Origin of the sequence: Streptomyces sp. B93, assembly GCF_018070565.1 — a bacterium.
Taxonomy (GTDB): Bacteria; Actinomycetota; Actinomycetes; order Streptomycetales; family Streptomycetaceae; genus Streptomyces.
The window spans coordinates 65,468-83,737 of record NZ_JAGPXL010000021.1; the positions used below are offsets into that span (position 1 = coordinate 65,468).

The 18,270-nt window shown below is 72.1% G+C and carries 14 protein-coding genes; 13 read left to right on the forward strand and 1 reads right to left on the reverse strand.

What is annotated here, in order from left to right:
* The first annotated feature begins 21 nt into the window (after positions 1 to 21).
* Genes KBY47_RS21080 through KBY47_RS37390 form a run of 3 tightly spaced genes read left to right on the forward strand, consistent with a single transcriptional unit; the run spans position 22 to position 1,185 of the window.
* Positions 22 to 231, forward strand: a complete 210-nt coding sequence (locus tag KBY47_RS21080; RefSeq protein ID WP_210922915.1) for a DUF4244 domain-containing protein — start codon at positions 22 to 24, stop codon at positions 229 to 231.
* Positions 218 to 592, forward strand: a complete 375-nt coding sequence (locus tag KBY47_RS21085) for a TadE family type IV pilus minor pilin (protein WP_210922918.1) — start codon at positions 218 to 220, stop codon at positions 590 to 592. Before KBY47_RS21080 ends, KBY47_RS21085 begins: the two co-directional genes overlap by 14 nt.
* Complete coding sequence (locus tag KBY47_RS37390; RefSeq protein WP_210922920.1) at positions 592 to 1,185, forward strand: Rv3654c family TadE-like protein; 594 nt, start codon at positions 592 to 594, stop codon at positions 1,183 to 1,185. The genes KBY47_RS21085 and KBY47_RS37390 overlap by 1 nt, the downstream gene beginning before the upstream one ends.
* On the opposite strand, the gene KBY47_RS21095 is transcribed toward KBY47_RS37390, so the two are convergent.
* Positions 1,094 to 3,604, reverse strand: coding sequence for a DEAD/DEAH box helicase (locus tag KBY47_RS21095; RefSeq protein ID WP_210922922.1), 2,511 nt, complete (start codon positions 3,602 to 3,604; stop codon positions 1,094 to 1,096). The genes KBY47_RS37390 and KBY47_RS21095 overlap by 92 nt on opposite strands.
* An 80-nt stretch (positions 3,605 to 3,684) precedes the next feature.
* On the opposite strand from KBY47_RS21095, the gene bldG reads away from it, so the two are divergent.
* From bldG to KBY47_RS21140, 10 genes are all read left to right on the forward strand, one after another.
* The gene (gene bldG / locus KBY47_RS21100) at positions 3,685 to 4,026 is read left to right on the forward strand and encodes an anti-sigma factor antagonist BldG (protein ID WP_010986038.1); all 342 of its coding nucleotides are present in this window, start codon (positions 3,685 to 3,687) and stop codon (positions 4,024 to 4,026) included.
* Between the two features lie 105 nt (positions 4,027 to 4,131).
* Entirely contained in the window at positions 4,132 to 4,563 is a 432-nt protein-coding gene (locus tag KBY47_RS21105; RefSeq protein WP_210922923.1) for an ATP-binding protein, read from the forward strand.
* 309 nt (positions 4,564 to 4,872) lie between these two features.
* Positions 4,873 to 7,287, forward strand: a complete 2,415-nt coding sequence (locus KBY47_RS21110; protein WP_210922924.1) for a sodium-translocating pyrophosphatase — start codon at positions 4,873 to 4,875, stop codon at positions 7,285 to 7,287.
* Positions 7,288 to 7,481: 194 nt separating this feature from the next.
* Complete coding sequence (locus KBY47_RS21115) at positions 7,482 to 8,078, forward strand: small secreted protein (RefSeq protein WP_210922925.1); 597 nt, start codon at positions 7,482 to 7,484, stop codon at positions 8,076 to 8,078.
* Positions 8,079 to 8,292: 214 nt separating this feature from the next.
* On the forward strand, positions 8,293 to 9,831 hold the full coding sequence (locus KBY47_RS21120) for a class I SAM-dependent methyltransferase (protein WP_247695001.1): 1,539 nt from the start codon (positions 8,293 to 8,295) through the stop codon (positions 9,829 to 9,831).
* Positions 9,832 to 9,861: 30 nt separating this feature from the next.
* A complete protein-coding gene (locus tag KBY47_RS37065; protein ID WP_282108430.1) occupies positions 9,862 to 9,990 on the forward strand; it encodes a hypothetical protein in 129 nt (42 codons plus the stop codon).
* Between the two features lie 210 nt (positions 9,991 to 10,200).
* A complete protein-coding gene (locus KBY47_RS21125; RefSeq protein ID WP_210922929.1) occupies positions 10,201 to 10,398 on the forward strand; it encodes a hypothetical protein in 198 nt (65 codons plus the stop codon).
* Positions 10,399 to 10,667: 269 nt separating this feature from the next.
* Positions 10,668 to 13,544, forward strand: coding sequence for a type I DNA topoisomerase (topA, locus tag KBY47_RS21130; protein ID WP_210922931.1), 2,877 nt, complete (start codon positions 10,668 to 10,670; stop codon positions 13,542 to 13,544).
* A gap of 182 nt (positions 13,545 to 13,726) precedes the next feature.
* Positions 13,727 to 16,876: a dTMP kinase gene (tmk, locus tag KBY47_RS21135; protein ID WP_210922933.1), complete on the forward strand. Its 3,150-nt coding sequence runs from the start codon at positions 13,727 to 13,729 to the stop codon at positions 16,874 to 16,876.
* 134 nt (positions 16,877 to 17,010) lie between these two features.
* A complete protein-coding gene (locus KBY47_RS21140; RefSeq protein WP_210922936.1) occupies positions 17,011 to 18,216 on the forward strand; it encodes a DNA polymerase III subunit delta' in 1,206 nt (401 codons plus the stop codon).
* Positions 18,217 to 18,270: the final 54 nt, after the last annotated feature.

The window sequence follows — 18,270 nt, forward strand, 5'->3', positions numbered from 1 at the left end:
AACAGGTAAGGGGGATTGGACATGTGCAGGTTGGTGCGGGCTCGGCTGCGTGCCCTGGTGTGTGGGGTGCGGGGAGCGCGGAGGGACGCGGGGATGGTCACCTCCGAGTACGCGGTGGGGCTGATCGCGGCGGCGGCCTTCGCGGTGCTGCTCTACAAGGTGGTGACCAGCGACGCGGTCAGCGCGGAGTTGCAGGACATCGTGAAACGGGCCCTCGATGCGCGGATGTGAGCGGCGGAGGGACCGGGGGTTCGTCACCGCCGAGGCGGCCGTGGTGCTGCCGGTGCTGGTGATGTTCGCGATGGCGCTGGTGTGCGGGTTGCTGGTGGTGGCCGCGCAGATCCAGTGCGTGGACGCGGCGCGGACCGGCGCCCGCGCGGCGGCCCGGCAGGACCCGGCGGAGGCGGTCCTGGAGATGACCCGCGCGGCGGCACCTCGCGACGCCGACGTCACGGTCAGCCGTGAGGGGAGCCATGTCCGGGTGACGGTCGTGGCCCGGCCGCCGTTGCTGACCGGGCTGCCGATCGAGGTCCGGGAGGAGGCCGTGGCGTGGGCGGAGGAGACGGCGGGGGATGTGGGGGAGGTGGGGTGATGAGGGTGATCGAGGGCCGTGGGCGTGACCGTGGCTCCGCCACCGTCTGGAGTGTCTGTCTGATCGCCGTCCTGTGTGTGGTGTTCGGGGTGGTGCTGGCCCTGGGGAAGGCCGTCGTGGTCCGGCACCGGGCGGCTGGGGGCGCGGACCTCGCGGCGCTCGCGGCGGCGGACCACTGGGCCGGGGGTGCGGCGGCGGCCTGCGCGGCGGCGGACGGGGTGGCAGGGGCGCAGGGTGCCCGGCTGGTGCGGTGCACGGTTGTCGGTGAGGTGTCCGACGTGACGGCGGCGTCGGGGGTGGGGCCGTTCAGGGCGGAGGTGAGGGCACGGGCGGGACCGGCCGGGCAGGGGCCAGCCAGCCTCCCGGTCCCGGTGTCCAGGGGCCAGGGGTTCCCGAGCGTGCTGCCGCCCCTCGGCCCGCCCTCGGTGAGCCCGCCGTTCCCGAGCCCGCCGCCCCTCGACCCGCCCTCGGTGAGCCCGCCGCCTCTCAGCCCGCCATCCCTCAGCCCGCTGCTTCCGCCCCCGCCGCCCCCGCCGCCCCCACATCCTCAGGCTCGGGCTTCTCCTCCGGTGCCCCCCGCAGGAGGGCCGTGAGGAGGCGTACGGCGCCTCGTTTGTGCAAGGGGTCGTTGCCGTTGCCGCACTTGGGGGACTGGATGCAGGACGGGCAGCCCGCGTCGCACTCGCAGGAGGCGATGGCCTCGCGGGTGGCGGTGAGCCAGGAGCGGGCCGTGCGGAAGGCCCGTTCGGCGAAGCCCGCGCCGCCCGGGTGGCCGTCGTAGACGAAGACCGTCGGGAGGAGGGTGTCGGGGTGCAGCGGGACGGAGACGCCGCCGATGTCCCAGCGGTCGCAGGTGGCGAAGAGGGGCAGCATGCCGATCGAGGCGTGCTCGGCAGCGTGCAGGGCGCCGCCGAGGATCTCCGGGTTGATCCGGGCCTCGTCGAGCTGGTCTTCGGTCACCGTCCACCACACCGCGCGGGTGCGCAGCGTACGGGGCGGGAGGTCCAGCTTGGACTCGCCGAGCACCTCGCCGGTGATGAGGCGGCGGCGGAGGAAGGAGACGACCTGGTTGGTGACTTCGACGGAGCCGTAGCAGAGGCGGCCGTCGCCCCAGGGGATCTCGGTGTCCGTCTCCAGGATGGAGATGGCGGTGGTGTCCCGGGCGACGGTGGAGTACGGCGGGTTGGCCTCCTCGACGAGGGCGACCGAGTCGTCCAGGTCCAGGGAGCGCACCAGGTAGGTGCGGCCCTGGTGGAGGTGGACCGCGCCCTCGTGGACGGTGGTGTGCGCGGACCCGGCGTCGACCGTGCCCAGCAGCCGCCCCGTGCCGCTCTCCACGATCTGGACCGGGCGGCCGCCCTCACCGCGGATGTCGGTGAGGTCGGCGGCCCGCTCCCGCCGGGTCCAGTGCCAGGCCTTGGTACGGCGGCGCAGCAGCTTCGCGGCCTCCAGCTGCGGCAGCAACTCCTCGCTGGCCGGGCCGAAGAGCGGCAGGTCGGTGTCGGTGAGGGGCAGTTCGGCGGCCGCCGCGCACAGGTGCGGGGCGAGGACGTAGGGGTTGTCGGGGTCGAGGACGGTGGACTCGACGGGCCGCTCGAAGAGGGCCTCGGGGTGGTGGACGAGATAGGTGTCCAGGGGGTCGTCGCGGGCGACCAGGACGGCCAGCGCGCCCTGCCCGGAGCGTCCGGCGCGGCCTGCCTGCTGCCACAGGGACGCGCGGGTGCCGGGATACCCGGCGATGACCACCGCGTCGAGGCCGGAGACGTCCACGCCGAGTTCCAGCGCGGTCGTCGCGGCGAGGCCGAGCAGGTCGCCGGAGTGGAGGGCGCGTTCGAGGGCGCGGCGCTCCTCGGGGAGGTAGCCGCCGCGGTAGGCCGCGACACGCCGGACCAGCGAGCGGTCGATCTCGCCGAGCCGTTCCTGGGTGATCACGGAGATCAGCTCGGCGCCGCGGCGGGAGCGGACGAAGGCCACGGTGCGTACGCCCTGGAGGGTGAGGTCGGTGAGCAGGTCGGCGGTCTCGGCGGTGGCGGTGCGGCGGACCGGGGCGCCCTTCTCGCCCTGCATCTCGGTGAGCGGGGGTTCCCAGAGTGCGAAGACCAGCTCACCGCGCGGGGAGGCGTCGTCGGCGACCTCGACGACCGGGAGGCCGGTGAGCCGGCGGGCGGCCACCGCGGGCTGGGCGGCGGTCGCGGAGGCCAGCAGGAAGACCGGGGAGGAGCCGTAGCGGGCGCACAGGCGGCGGAGTCTGCGGAGCACCTGGGCGACGTGGGAGCCGAAGACGCCCCGGTAGGTGTGGCACTCGTCGACGACGACGTACTTCAGCGCCTTGAGGAAGGAGGACCAGCGGGGGTGGGACGGGAGTATGCCGCGGTGCAGCATGTCCGGGTTGGTGAGGACGTAGGTCGCGTACTGGCGGATCCACTCGCGTTCCTCGAACGGAGTATCGCCGTCGTACACGGATGGGCGTACGGCGTTGCCCAGGGGTCGGGAGAGTTCCTTCACGGATCGGCACTGGTCGGCGGCGAGGGCCTTGGTGGGGGCCAGGTACAGGGCGGTCGCGCCGCGGCCGTTGGGTGCCTCGGCGCCGTCCAGGAGGGTGGAGAACACCGGGACGAGGTAGGCCAGGGATTTGCCGGAGGCGGTGCCGGTGGCGACGACCACGGAATCGCCGTCGAGGGCGTGCTCCGCGGCCCGCGCCTGGTGGGCCCAGGGGTGCTCGATGCCCGCGGCCTGCACCGCTGCGATGACTTCCGGACGGATCCGATCCGGCCAGACGGCATGGCGACCCGCTCGCGGGGGCAAGTGCTCCGTATGAGTGATGCGCGAAGCCCGGCTCGGCCCGGAGGCGAGCCGGTCCAGGACCGTGCCCGGAGCGGGGCGGGACCCGAGGTCCGCCGGGTGTCGATCGGATCGGTGATTCTTGGCCATCGGCACCGAGTGTGTCACTGGCGTGACGGACAATGGGGCCAAGGCGTCGTGCACGCCCGCCGGTAAGTGATTGAATGCCATCGCGGCTGGCGAACCGTCCCGGGGGCTTCGCCGAGTCTCACCAAGGGGCGACCGCTCGATAGCAAGGTGCTGGAGGATCCGTGGACCTGTCCCTGTCGACCCGTACCGTCGGCGATCGTACGGTCGTCGAGGTCGGTGGCGAAATCGACGTATATACCGCGCCCAAGCTGCGCGAGCAGTTGGTCGAGCTGGTGAACGACGGGAATTTCCACCTCGTCGTCGACATGGAGGGCGTGGACTTCCTCGACTCCACCGGGCTCGGCGTGCTGGTCGGCGGTCTGAAGCGAGTGCGTGCCCATGAGGGCTCGCTGCGCCTGGTGTGCAACCAGGAGCGCATTCTGAAGATCTTCCGCATCACCGGCCTCACCAAGGTGTTCCCGATCCACACCTCGGTCGAGGAAGCGGTGGCGGCCACCGACTGACCCAATCCGGCCCGGGCGCTGTCCGGGCCGGTGGTAAGCAGGACGGGGGGCGGGCTCTCGGCGGCCCGGCCCCCGACAGCACGCCCGTAGCTCCGAGGGGGATGCATGGCCACCGTCGAACTCCGCTTCAGCGCGCTGCCCGAGCATGTGCGGACCGCCCGACTGGTGGCGGCGGCGGTGGCACGCAGGGCGGGAGTGGACGAGGCCGTCCTGGACGAGGTCCGCCTCGCCGTCGGCGAGGCGTGCACCCGCGCCGTCGGGTTGCACCAGACCGGCGGCATCACGGCGCCGGTGAAGGTGCTGCTGATCGATGAGGAGAAGCAGTTCTCCATCGAGGTCGGCGACGAGGCGCCGCATGTGACCCCCGCCGAGCGGGCCGCGGGCGTCGAGGTGCCCGACGCGGAGGCCGAGGAGGACGAGATGGGCCTCGCGGTCATCAGTGGGCTCGTGGACGACGTGGAGGTCACCGCGGGGGAGCAGGGCGGGTCGATCCGTATGACCTGGCCGACCACTCCGCCGGCCGCCGTGCTGCCCTGAGCGCACCCGCTCCATCCGATCTCTGCCCGAAGGGCCCCACCTCAGTGGGGCCCTTCGGCATGTGCGGGCGTCGATGACTGTGCCTAGAGTGATTCCAGGCGCCTTTTCGTGAAGCAATTCACGATCTGTTGCCTGATCTCGTCCAAATGCTTCAAAGGCATTACGCCATAAGGGTTCGGTGAGTTGTCGCGATCATTTGCTGAGGAACAAGTGAAGGCGAATTCCGCTTACCATGCACTGTTTTGATCAGGCTAAGATCCCTAGAATCCGTCCACATCTTGAGCTCAGCCCAAGCGTCAAGGAGGACGAATGGCGGGGCTTTCTACCCCTCATCAGCTGGACGACCCCACTACCTTCGCGGCCGCAGTTCTGACCGACGACAACCGCGTCATCGTGATGGTCATCGCGGCCGTCGCGCTGGCTGCGCTCGTGGTCGCCGGTGTGCTGCTGCGGCAGGTGCTCGCCGCGGGCGAGGGCACCGACAGCATGAAGAAGATCGCGGCGGCGGTCCAGGAAGGCGCCAACGCCTATCTGGCCCGGCAGTTGCGCACGCTCGGCGTATTCGCCGTGATCGTCTTCTTCCTGCTCATGCTGCTGCCCGCGGACGACTGGAATCAGCGCGCCGGACGGTCGGTGTTCTTCTTGATCGGCGCGGCGTTCTCGGCGGCCACCGGCTATATCGGCATGTGGCTTGCCGTACGCAGCAATGTGCGGGTCGCCGCGGCGGCCCGTGAGGCGACTCCGGCGGAGGGTGAGCCGGAAAAGGATCTCACCGAGGTCTCCCACAAAGCGATGAAGATCGCATTTCGTACCGGCGGCGTGGTCGGCATGTTCACGGTGGGGCTCGGCCTGCTCGGCGCCTCCTGTGTGGTGCTGGTGTACGCGGCCGACGCGCCGAAGGTCCTGGAGGGCTTCGGCCTGGGTGCCGCCCTCATCGCCATGTTCATGAGGGTCGGCGGCGGCATCTTCACCAAGGCCGCCGACGTCGGCGCCGACCTGGTCGGCAAGGTCGAGCAGGGCATCCCGGAGGACGACCCGCGCAACGCCGCGACCATCGCCGACAACGTGGGCGACAACGTCGGTGACTGCGCGGGCATGGCGGCCGACCTGTTCGAGTCGTACGCCGTCACCCTGGTCGCCGCGCTGATCCTCGGCACGGCCGCCTTCGGCGACTCCGGGCTCGCGTTCCCGCTCCTGGTGCCCGCCATCGGGGTGCTCACCGCGATGATCGGCATCTTCGCGGTCGCCCCGCGGCGCGCCGACCGCAGCGGGATGAGCGCGATCAACCGCGGGTTCTTCATCTCCGCGGTGATCTCCCTGGTGCTGGTGGCGCTGGCCGCCTTCGTCTACCTGCCGGGTTCGTACGCCGAGCTGGACGGGGTCACCGACGCCGCGATCCGCGCCAAGGACGGCGACCCGCGGCTGCTCGCGCTGGTCGCGGTCGGCATCGGCATCCTGCTCGCCGCGGTGATCCAGCAGCTCACGGGTTACTTCACCGAGACGACCCGCCGTCCGGTGCGGGACATCGGCAAGACATCGCTCACCGGCCCCGCCACCGTCGTACTCGCCGGTATCTCGGTGGGTCTGGAGTCGGCCGTCTACACCGCGCTGCTGATCGGGCTGTCGGTGTACGGGGCGTTCCTGCTGGGCGGTACGTCGATCATGCTGGGCCTGTTCGCGGTGGCGCTGGCCGGGACCGGTCTGCTCACCACGGTCGGCGTGATCGTCGCGATGGACACCTTCGGGCCGGTCTCCGACAACGCGCAGGGCATCGCCGAGATGTCCGGTGACGTCGAGGGCGCGGGCGCGCAGGTGCTGACCAACCTGGACGCGGTGGGCAACACCACCAAGGCCATCACCAAGGGCATCGCCATCGCCACGGCCGTGCTCGCGGCTGCGGCGCTCTTCGGGTCGTACCGGGACGCCATCACCACCGGCGCGCGCGACGTGGGTGAGCAACTCACCGGCGAGGGCGCGCCCCTGACGCTGGCGATGGACATCTCGCAGCCCAACAACCTGGTCGGGCTGATCGTGGGCGCGGCGGTCGTCTTCCTCTTCTCCGGGCTCGCCATCAACGCGGTGTCGCGTTCGGCGGGTTCGGTGGTCTTCGAGGTGCGGCGGCAGTTCCGCGAGCGGCCCGGGATCATGGACTACAGCGAGCAGCCGGAGTACGGGAAGGTCGTCGACATCTGTACGAGGGACGCGCTGCGGGAGCTGGCCACGCCGGGTCTGCTCGCGGTGATGGCGCCGATCTTCGTCGGCTTCACGCTGGGTGTCGGCGCGCTGGGCGCGTATCTGGCGGGCGCGATCGGGGCGGGCACGTTGATGGCGGTGTTCCTCGCCAACTCCGGTGGCGCCTGGGACAACGCCAAGAAGCTGGTGGAGGACGGTCATCACGGCGGCAAGGGCAGCGACGCCCATGCCGCGACCGTCATCGGTGACACGGTCGGCGACCCCTTCAAGGACACCGCCGGTCCCGCGATCAACCCGCTGCTGAAGGTGATGAACCTGGTGGCGCTGCTGATCGCACCGGCCATCATCAAGTTCTCCTACGGTGAGGACGAGAACCTCGCCGTCCGGATCCTGATCGCGGCGGTCGCCTTCGTGGTGATCGTCGGCGCGGTCTTCGTCTCCAAGCGGCGCGGGATCGCCATGGAGGACGAGGACGACGCCGGTCCCGCCGATCCCTCGCCCAAGTCGGCCGATCCCGCGGTGGTTTCGTAGGAGCGTCCGGCAGGGCCCGGCCCAAGGAGCGGGCGGATGGCGCGTGTTGACGCGTCACCCGCCCGCTTCATGATGTTCACGCCGTCTCCGTGAGCCTTCTCTCGCCTGGTGCAAACGACTGTAATTTTGGTCATATCGGACGCTCGCCGTACATTTGTCGCCCACATGGCGTGTATGTTCCGGGGCCGAGAGCCATGGAAGGGACCAATCCGGTGAACAAGAAGCTCGCGGCCGCACTGTCCGGCGGTGCGGTACTGGTACTGGCGCTGACGGGATGCAGCGGCGACGACAGCAACGAGAAGCTGGATGCCTGGGCCAAGGAGGTCTGCGACGGCGTACAGCCGCAGGCCAAGAAGATCGCCGACGCCAACGCGGCGATCCAGAAGCAGACCTCGGACAACAGCAAGCCGGAGGACGTCCAGAAGACCGACTCGCAGGCGTTCAAGGACATGTCCGAGGCCTACAAGGCGATCGGTACGACCGTCGACAAGGCCGGGGCGCCCGACGTCGAGAACGGCGAACAGAAGCAGCAGGACGCCGTCAAGGAACTCAACGGCATCTCGTCGTCGTACGCCTCCCTCCAGAAGCAGGTCGACGAGCTGGAGACCAAGGATCAGGCCAAGTTCGCCGAAGGGCTGAAGGAGATCGCCACCGAGCTGGAGAAGCTCAGCAAGAGCGGCAACGACGCGCTCAAGGCCCTGGAGGAGGGCGAGGTCGGCCAGGCGATGAACCGCCAGGAGAGCTGCAAGAGCGCCACGGCCTCGGCTTCGGCGCCCGCCACGCAGAGCTGACGTTCGGGGGAGCGGCGCGGGGCGGGTGGGCGGCGGTGGGCGGCCTGCCCGCGCGGATTCGGGCCCGCCCACCGGAGCGCGCGTCGCACCCGTGCGTCGCGGCGCGCCTCGCTTTCGACCCCCGGGTGCCCGCCGCACACAGGCGTCCGGGGCGCGTGTCGCGCTCGTGCGTCCGGGGCGCGTGTCGTGTCCGCTCTGGAGGGCGCGCGTCACAATGGGGGGCGTGAGTAACGCCACCCTGCCTCCGCTGCCCGCGACCGATCGTCCCGATGTCACCGCCCGGCTGCGGGACGCCCTGCTCGGCGCCGCCTTCTCCGCCGACGGGCTGCTCGAACTGCTCGGTGCCCCCGCGTACGCGGCGCTGGCCCGCAGCGAGACCGTGCCCGCGCTCCGGGCGACCCGCGGGGACACGCCGCTGGAGACGCTCGTACGGCTGTTCCTGTTGCAGCAGCCCGTGCCGCACGCGCGCGTGGCGGACGTGCTGCCCGTCGACGGGTGCCTGGAGAGCGGGTGGCTGGTGCGGGTCGGCGGCCTGGGCGCGGGCGAGGTGGCGGCGACCGTGGACGTACGGCCGTACGGCGGACCCGGCGGCGAGGACTGGTTCATCGTGTCCGACCTGGGCTGCGCCGTCGGCGGGGCGGGCGGCATCGGCAGGCGCGACGAGGGCGTCGTCCTGGGCGTCGGCGGCGCCTCAACGACCCTTGCCGGGATCACCGTCCGCACGCCCGTCGAGACCGCCCTCGACCTCGGCACCGGATCCGGCATCCAGGCCCTGCACGCCGCCCAGCACGCCACGCGCGTGACGGCGACCGACGTCAACCCGCGCGCGCTGCACATCACCGCGCTGACGCTGGCGCTGTCCGGCGCCCCGGCCGCGGAACTGCGGGAGGGCTCGCTGTTCGAGCCCGTCCGGGAGGACGAGACGTACGACCTGATCGTGTCGAACCCGCCGTTCGTGATCTCGCCCGGCGCCCGGCTGACCTACCGGGACGGCGGGATGGGCGGGGACGATCTGTGCCGCTCGCTCGTTCAGCGAGCGGGGGAACGGCTCAACGAAGGCGGGTTCGCGCAGTTCCTCGCCAACTGGCAGCACGTGGAGGGGGAGGACTGGCAGGACAGGGTCAGGTCGTGGGTGCCGCGCGGCTGCGACGCCTGGATCGTGCAGCGGGAGGTCCAGGACGTCACGCAGTACGCGGAGCTGTGGCTGCGCGACGCCGGTGACCACCGGGGCGACGTGGCGGAGTACCAGGCGCGGTACGACGCCTGGCTGGACGAGTTCGAGGCGCGCAAGGTGAGGGGGGTGGGATTCGGCTGGATCACACTGCGCAGGACCGGGGCCGCGGTGCCCTCGGTGACCGTCGAGGAGTGGCCGCATCCGGTCGAACAGCCGCTCGGGGAGACGGTCCGGGCGCACTTCGCGCGGCTCGACCACCTGCGCACGCGCGATGACGCCGCACTGCTCGAGGAGCGCTTCCGGCTGGCCGCCGAGGTCGTCCAGGAGCAGGTCGGGCTGCCCGGTGCCGAGGACCCGGAGCATGTCGTGCTGCGGCAGAACCGCGGGATGCGCCGCGCCACCAAGGTGGACACGGTCGGCGCGGGCTTCGCCGGAGTCTGCGACGGCTCGCTGACCGCGGGGCGCATCCTGGACGCGATCGCCCAGCTGGTCGGCGAGGACCCCGTGCTGCTGCGGGACCGCACCCCGGCGCAGATCCGGCTGCTGGTGGAGCAGGGCTTCCTGGAACCGGCGGAGTAGGCGGCGCCCGGGCGCGTGCGAGCGCGGGGCGTGAGCGGGCTCGTACGGATGCTGTCGTACGGCGTGGACGCGGCGCGCGTGCGGCCTGGACGGCGTACGGAGTGGGCGAGGCGGGCGTACGGCGTGGATGTGGCCCCCGACGCGCCGGTGCCGGTGTGACCAATCCGGCCACCACGCCTCTCGGTGGTCGGTTCGGTGGGCGGTGCCGTGTGGGTGGCGCTGTCCACGGCGCGTCGGGTGGCCGTTCCGGCGTCCGGCCGGGAACCTGTCGGTCCCGCGTTCACCTCGGGTTCGCCTGGCCGCAGCCCCCGCGTGTCAACCTTCGGTGGACTGGGCACTCGGAACCGGAGCAAAGGGGCGCGGACGGCCATGGAGAGCGGACCGGCGATCTTCGCGGGCGTGGTGTTCGTCCTGTTCGGAGGCGGCTTGCTGGTGTGGACGGCGGCACGGCTGCGACACCGCGAGTCCGTCGCGCAGGGTGTGAGTCCCATCGCATCGGCGGCTGTCGCGAGCGCCGTCGGAGTGGTCGCGCTGGCGCTCGGCGCGTGGTGCCTCACCCGCCTCTGACGACGTGCGGAACGCCGCGCCGGGGGCGCGCGGGCGCCGCCCGGCCGGTAACCGGTGGATCACGCTCCGGAACGACGTGAAGTGGCCGGTGTCGGCGCTGGGCGGCAGGAATGGCGGGAGTCGGGTTACCGTTCGAGTGGCCGTTGCGGGCTTTTCCCGTTTGACACGGGGGCGGGATGTACCGTCACACTCCGCAGCGTCACCCGTACACCCACCCCCGGGACGTAGGCCTGGGGAGGCCCCGACGTCGACCGGAGAGAAGAGCGAAGTTGTCCCCGACCAGCGAGACCGCGAAGGGCGGCCGCCGACTCGTCATCGTCGAGTCGCCTGCCAAGGCGAAGACGATCAAGGGCTATCTCGGCCCTGGCTACGTCGTCGAGGCGAGCGTCGGGCACATTCGCGACCTTCCCAACGGCGCCGCCGAGGTGCCCGAGAAGTACACCGGCGAGGTGCGCCGCCTCGGTGTGGACGTCGAACACGACTTCCAGCCGATCTATGTGGTGAACGCCGACAAGAGGGCTCAGGTCAAGAAGCTCAAGGACCTGCTGAAGGACTCCGACGAACTCTTCCTCGCCACCGATGAGGACCGCGAGGGCGAGGCCATCGCCTGGCACCTCCAAGAAGTGCTCAAGCCGAAGATCCCGGTCAAGCGCATGGTGTTCCACGAGATCACCAAGGACGCGATCCGGGCGGCCGTGGCCAACCCGCGACAGCTCAACCAGAAGCTCGTCGACGCCCAGGAGACCCGCCGCATCCTCGACCGCCTCTACGGCTACGAGGTCTCCCCGGTGCTGTGGAAGAAGGTCATGCCGCGGCTGTCGGCGGGCCGTGTCCAGTCTGTCGCCACGCGGCTCGTGGTGGAGCGGGAACGCGAGCGCATCGCCTTTCGTTCCGCTGAGTACTGGGACCTGACGGGCACCTTCGCGACCGGCCGCGCGGGGGACTCCTCGGACCCGTCGTCGCTGGTCGCCCGCCTCCAGACCGTCGACGGCAGGCGGATCGCGCAGGGCCGCGACTTCGACTCCCTGGGACAACTGAAGAGCGCGAACATCCTCCACCTCGACGAGGCGAACGCCCGCGCCCTCGCCGCCGCCCTGGAGAACACCCAGTTCTCGGTGCGGTCCGTCGAGTCCAAGCCGTACCGCCGCTCGCCGTACGCCCCGTTCCGTACGACGACGCTCCAGCAGGAGGCCTCCCGCAAGCTCGGCTTCGGCGCGAAGGCCACCATGCAGATCGCGCAGAAGCTGTACGAGAACGGCTACATCACGTACATGCGTACGGACTCGACGACGCTGAGCGAGACCGCCGTCGCCGCCGCCCGTGCGCAGGTCACCCAGCTGTACGGCGCCGACTACCTGCCGCCGCAGCCGCGGACGTACGCCGGGAAGGTGAAGAACGCGCAGGAGGCGCACGAGGCGATCCGTCCCTCGGGTGATCGTTTCCGCACCCCCGCCGAGACCGGGCTGACCGGCGACCAGTTCCGGCTCTACGAGCTGATCTGGAAGCGGACCGTCGCCTCCCAGATGAAGGACGCCACCGGCAACAGCGTCACGGTCAAGATCGGCGGCACCGCGGCCGACGGCCGGGACGTCGAGTTCAGCGCCTCCGGCAAGACGATCACCTTCCACGGCTTCCTGAAGGCCTACGTCGAAGGAGCCGACGACCCGAACGCCGAACTGGACGACCGCGAGCGCAGGCTGCCGCAGGTCACCGAGGGCGACCGGCTCACCGCCGAGGAGATCACCGCCGACGGTCACGCCACCAAGCCGCCCGCCCGCTACACCGAGGCGTCGCTGGTCAAGGAGCTGGAGGAGCGCGAGATCGGCCGCCCGTCGACGTACGCGTCGATCATCGGCACGATCCTCGACCGCGGCTATGTGTTCAAGAAGGGCACGGCGCTCGTGCCGTCCTTCCTGAGCTTCGCCGTGGTCAACCTCCTGGAGAAGCACTTCGGGCGGCTCGTCGACTACGACTTCACCGCCAAGATGGAGGACGACCTCGACCGCATCGCCCGCGGTGAGGCGCAGGCCGTGCCGTGGCTGAAGCGGTTCTACTTCGGCGAGACCGCGCCTGACAGCGGCTTCGCCGCGGGCGGCACCGGCGGCGCGGCCGACGCGGGCAACGGCGACGGCGACCACCTCGGCGGCCTCAAGGAACTGGTCACCGACCTGGGCGCGATCGACGCGCGCGAGGTGTCCTCGTTCCCCGTCGGCAACGGCATCGTGCTGCGGGTCGGCCGCTACGGGCCGTACATCGAGCGCGGCGAGAAGGACACCGAGCAGCACCAGCGCGCCGACATCCCCACCGACCTGGCGCCCGACGAGCTGAACGTGGAGCTGGCGGAGGAGCTGCTCGCCAAGCCGAGCGGTGACTTCGAGCTGGGCGCCGACCCGGCGACCGGCCACACCATCGTCGCCAAGGACGGCCGCTACGGCCCGTACGTCACCGAGGTGCTCCCCGAGGGCACCCCGAAGACCGGCAAGAACGCGGTCAAGCCGCGTACGGCCTCGCTGTTCAAGTCGATGTCGCTGGACACGGTCACCCTTGACGACGCGCTGAAGCTGATGTCGCTGCCGCGGGTCGTCGGCACCGACGCCGACGGTGTCGAGATCACCGCGCAGAACGGCCGCTACGGCCCGTACCTGAAGAAGGGCACGGACTCGCGGTCCCTCCAGGCCGAGGACCAGATCTTCACGATCACCCTGGAGGAGGCGCAGGCGATCTACGCCCAGCCCAAGCAGCGGGGCCGCGCCGCCGCCAAGCCGCCGCTGAAGGAGCTGGGCGAGGACCCGGTCAGCGGAAAGCCCGTCGTGGTGAAGGACGGCCGCTTCGGCCCGTACGTCACCGACGGCGAGACCAACGCGACACTGCGGTCCGGCGACAGCGTCGAGACGATCACGCCGGAGCGTGGCTTCGAGCTGCTCGCCGAGAAGCGGGCCAAGGGGCCCGCCAAGAAGACGGCGAAGAAGGCCCCGGCGAAGAAGACGGCCGCCAAGAAGGCGACGGCCACCAAGGCGACGGCCGCGAAGAAGACGGCCGCGAAGAAGACGGCAGCCAAGAAGACGACCGCGAAGAAGACCACGACGGCGAAGAAGACGACGACCGCCAAGAAGGCCGCGGCCTCGCAGGCGACGTCCGAGGACTGACCCGTCCGAGGACTGAGCCCTTACGAGATCTCCGAGCGGCACGGTCGGCGCGGTCCGCAATGCGGCGCCGCGCCGACCTTCCGGTTCGCAAAACGAACGCCCCGGCATCGCTTCGATGCCGGGGCGTGCGAACGTTCGGGTGAGCGCACTGGCGTGTCGGTGCGGGCCGATAGGCTGAACGCATGACGCGAGCCGAGCAGCCCCCGGCCCACCACCCGGCCCCCGACGACGCCCTGGTCGCTGACTCCCGCGAACGCGCGGTCCGCGCCCTGCTGCGCCGCCCGCAGCTGAGGCGGCTGTGGAGCGCACAGCTGGTGAGCGGGGTCGGCGACACCCTCGCACTGCTGGTGCTGGTCCTGCTGGCATTCCAGGCGGCCATCGCCGAGGGTTCCTTCGGAGGCGGCTACCGGGGCGTGGCGTTCGCAGTGGCGACCGTCTTCGCGGCGCGTGTGCTGGCCACGCTGCTCTTCGGCGCCGTACTCCTCGGCCCGCTCACCTCGCTCACCTCGCAGGACGGCCCGCTCGACCGGCGCTGGACCATGGTCGGCGCGGACGGTCTGCGTGCCGTGCTGCTGATCATCGCGCCGTTGTGGATCGACTGGACGCCGGACGACGCGCTGGCGTTCCTCCTGGTGACCGCCTTCGTGACGGGGGTCGCCGAGCGGTTCTGGACGGTGTGCCGGGAGAGCGCCGCGCCCGCGCTGCTGCCCGCCCCGCCCCCGGAGGGCGCGACGGTACGGCCGCTGCCCGACCACATGGACGCGCTGCGCCGCCTGTCCCTGCGGACGACCTTCGTAGCGGTGCCGCTCGCGGGTGCCGCTCTTGTCGCCGCCGGATTGTTCAACAATCTGCTGGGCGCCGGGATCGACTGGTTCGCCCAGCACCAGGCGGCCCTCGGGTCGTACGTCGCGGCCGGACTCTTCGCCGCGTCGCTGTCCGTGCTGACCTTCCTGGAACTGCCCGGCACGCGCACCCCCCGCGCGCGGTCCCCGCTGGAGGGCCTGCGCCGCCCGAAGACCGGTACCGGCCCGGACAAGGGCCGCACCGGCGCCGTGACGCTGCTGGTGCTGGCCGGCGCCGCCGTCGCCGGGGCGGTCGCGGCGGCCGTCGCCGTGTCCGTGCTGCACGCCAAGGACCTGGGCGGCGGGCCGGTGCTCTTCGGCCTGCTGGTGCTGGCACTGACCGGTGGCGTCGTCGTCGGCGTCCGTACGGCGCCGAAGGTGCTGACGTCGCTGTCGCGGCGCCGTCTGCTGGCGCTGGCGATCGCCTTCACCGGCGTCGCCCTGCTGGCCGCCGGGCTGGTCCCGGACGTCACCACCGTGCTGCTGATCTTCGCGCTCGCCGGGGTCGGCGCCGGTGTCGCCGCCAACACCGGGCACACCCTCCTCGACCAGGAGGCCGAGGAGGCCCGGCGGGCCCGCACGACCGAGCACCTGCACGCGGTGGTACGGGTCGTGGTGGCGGCCAGTGCGCTCATCGCGCCCGTGGTCGCCGGGTTCATCGGCCCGCACCGCCTGGAGAGCGGCAAGTTCGTGTTCGCTCACGACGGCGCCGGTTTCACCCTGATGCTGGTCGGCGCGCTGCTGCTGCCGGTGGCCGCGCTGGTGCTGGCCAAGCTCGACGACCGCTCCGGGGTGCCGCTGCGGGAGGACCTGCGGGACGCGCTGCTCGGCGGCGACGAACCGACGACGGCGCCCGCCGGGTCCGGTTTCTTCATCGCCCTGGAGGGCGGCGACGGCGCCGGGAAGTCCACCCAGGCCGAGGCGCTCGCCGAGTGGATCAGGGCCAAGGGCCACGAGGTCGTGCTCACGCGCGAGCCGGGCGCCACCCCCGTCGGCAAGCGGCTGCGCTCCATCCTGCTGGACGTGTCCTCGGCGGGCCTGTCGCACCGCGCGGAGGCCCTGCTGTACGCCGCGGACCGCGCCGAGCACGTCGACACCGTCGTACGGCCCGCCCTGGAGCGCGGCGCGGTCGTCATCTCCGACCGGTACATCGACTCGTCCGTGGCCTACCAGGGCGCTGGCCGTGACCTGTCCCCGACCGAGATCGCGCGCATCTCCCGCTGGGCGACGAACGGACTGGTCCCGCACCTGACGGTGCTGCTGGACGTCTCCCCGGAGGCGGCGCGCGAGCGGTTCACCGAGGCGCCCGACCGGCTGGAGTCGGAGCCCGCCGAGTTCCACGCGCGCGTGCGGTCCGGCTTCCTGACCCTGGCCGCCGCCGACCCCGGGCGCTACCTCGTCGTAGACGCGGCACAGGAACCCGAGGCGGTCACCACCGTCGTCCGGCACCGGCTCGACCAGATGCTGCCGCTGTCCGAGGCCGAGATCCAGGCCCGCGAGGAGGCCCGCCGAAAGGCCGAGGAAGAGGCCCGGCGCAAGGCGGAGGAAGAGGCCGCGCGGAAGGCCGAGGAGGAGCGCCTGGAGCGGGAACGCCAGGAGCAGCTCGCCCGGCTGCGCGCCGAGGAGGAGGAGCGCAAGCAGCGCGAGCTGGAGGAGGCCCAGCGCCGCGAGGCCGAACGGCAGGCGGAGGAGGCCCGGCTGCGCGCCGAGGAGGCCCGCCGCCGCGCGGAGGAGGAGCGGGCCCGTCTCCTCGCCGAGGAGCAGGCGCGCGCCGAGGAGGAGGCCCGCCGCAAGGCGGAGGAGGACCGTCGCCGTCAGCAGGCCGAGGAGGAGGCCCGGCTGCGTGCCGAGGCCGAGGCGCGGCGACTGGAGAAGCAGCGCCAGGCCGAGGAGGCGCTGCTGCGGGCCGAGGAGGCACGCCGGGCGGCGGAGCAGGCGGCGGCCGTCGCCGCGGCCGGGCCCCGGCAGCCGACGCCGCCCGCGGTGCCGCCGGAGGCCGTGACGGAACCGACGCCGGTCATCCGGGCGGCGGACACCGCGCCGCCCGCCGGGGGCCGCGGTTCCGACGCCGAGGTGACCGCCGAGCTGCCGCAGCCGGGGGCACCCTCGGGTGCGGCGGACGAGACGGCCGTACTGCCGCAGGTGCCGTCGGGTGCCGCCGACGAGACGGCGGTGCTGCCGCAGGTGCCGTCGGGTGCGGCGGACGAGACCGCCGTACTGCCTCCGGTGCGGGAGGAGGACCCCGCCGACCGGGTGCCGTCGGACTACTTCCGCAAGCCGGAGGTGGAACCGGAGCGAGCCGAGGACCGTACGCGCGAGCTGCCGCAGGTCGACCCCGAGGGGGCCCCGCGTCGGCGCGCCCGCTCCGACTGGGCCGAGGAGACCCCGCTCGACGACCTGCCGAGCCTGGCGGACGAACTGCTGGGTTCGTACGAGGACGAGGACCGTGAGGACCGTGAGAACGGGGGCGGGCGGGGACGTCGGCGCTGAGGCACCGAAGTCCACGGGCGGTGCGGGTCGGCCGCGTTGTCAGTGGCCGCCCGCACAATGGAGATCCGCGGATGCCCGTGGGCGTGTGGGCATGCGAGCGTGTGAGCGTGTGGGACGGAAAGGCGGCGTGACCCATGACCGTGTGGGACGACCTGGTGGGCCAGGAGAAGGTGTCCGAGCAGCTCGCTGCCGCCGCCCGTGACGCCGACGCCCTGGTCACCGCGGCCGCCGCGGACGAGCCCCTGCCCGAGACGTCGAAGATGACGCACGCCTGGCTGTTCACCGGCCCGCCCGGAGCGGGCCGTACACAGACGGCGCGGGCCTTCGCCGCCGCGCTCCAGTGCGTCAGCCCCGACCGCGCCCTGGGCGGCGCCCCCGGCTGCGGCTTCTGCGACGGCTGCCACACCGCCCTGGTGGGGACGCACGCCGACGTCACCACGGTCGCGGCGGTCGGCACCCAGATCCTCGCGGACGACATGCGCGACACCGTCCGCAAGTCGTTCACGTCCCCGGCGACCGGCCGCTGGCAGGTCATCCTCGTCGAGGACGCCGAGCGGCTGAACGAGAAGTCGGCCAACGCCGTCCTCAAGGCCGTGGAGGAGCCCGCGCCGCGCACGGTCTGGCTGCTGTGCGCGCCCTCCCTGGAGGACGTGCTGCCCACGATCCGCTCCCGCTGCCGCCACCTGAACCTGCGGACGCCCGCGGTGGACGCCGTCGCCGACATGCTCGTACGCCGGGAGGGCATCGAACCGGAGGTCGCCGCCGCGGCCGCCCGGGCCACCCAGGGCCATGTCGACCGGGCGCGTCGTCTGGCCACCGACCCGGCCGCGCGAGAGCGCCGGGCCGCCGTGCTGAAGCTGCCGCTGCGGGTCGACGACATCGGCGGCTGTCTCAAGGCCGCGCAGGAGCTGGTCGACGCGGCGGCGGAGGACGCCAAGCAGCTCGCGGAGGAGATGGACAGCAAGGAGACCGAGGAGCTGAAGGCGGCCCTCGGCGCGGCACAGGGCGGTCGGCTGCCGCGTGGCACGGCGGGCGTGGTGAAGGAGCTGGAGGACAAGCAGAAGCGCCGCCGCACGCGGACCCAGCGCGACAGCCTCGACCTCGCCCTGACCGACCTCACGGCCTTCTACCGCGATGTCCTCGCCCTCCAGCTCGGCTCCCGTATCGCGCTCGCCAACACGGACGCCGAGGACGCCCTGGAGCGGCTGGCCCGCGGCAGCTCGCCCGAGTCGACGCTGCGCCGGATAGAGGCGATCGCGGCCTGCCGTGACGCGCTCGACCGCAACGTGGCCCCGCTGCTGGCGGTGGAGGCGATGACGATGGCGCTGAGAGCGGGCTGAGGCGGGGTTTGAGGCGTCGCCTCAGCTGACACGACTGTCACCCGTACGGGCAAT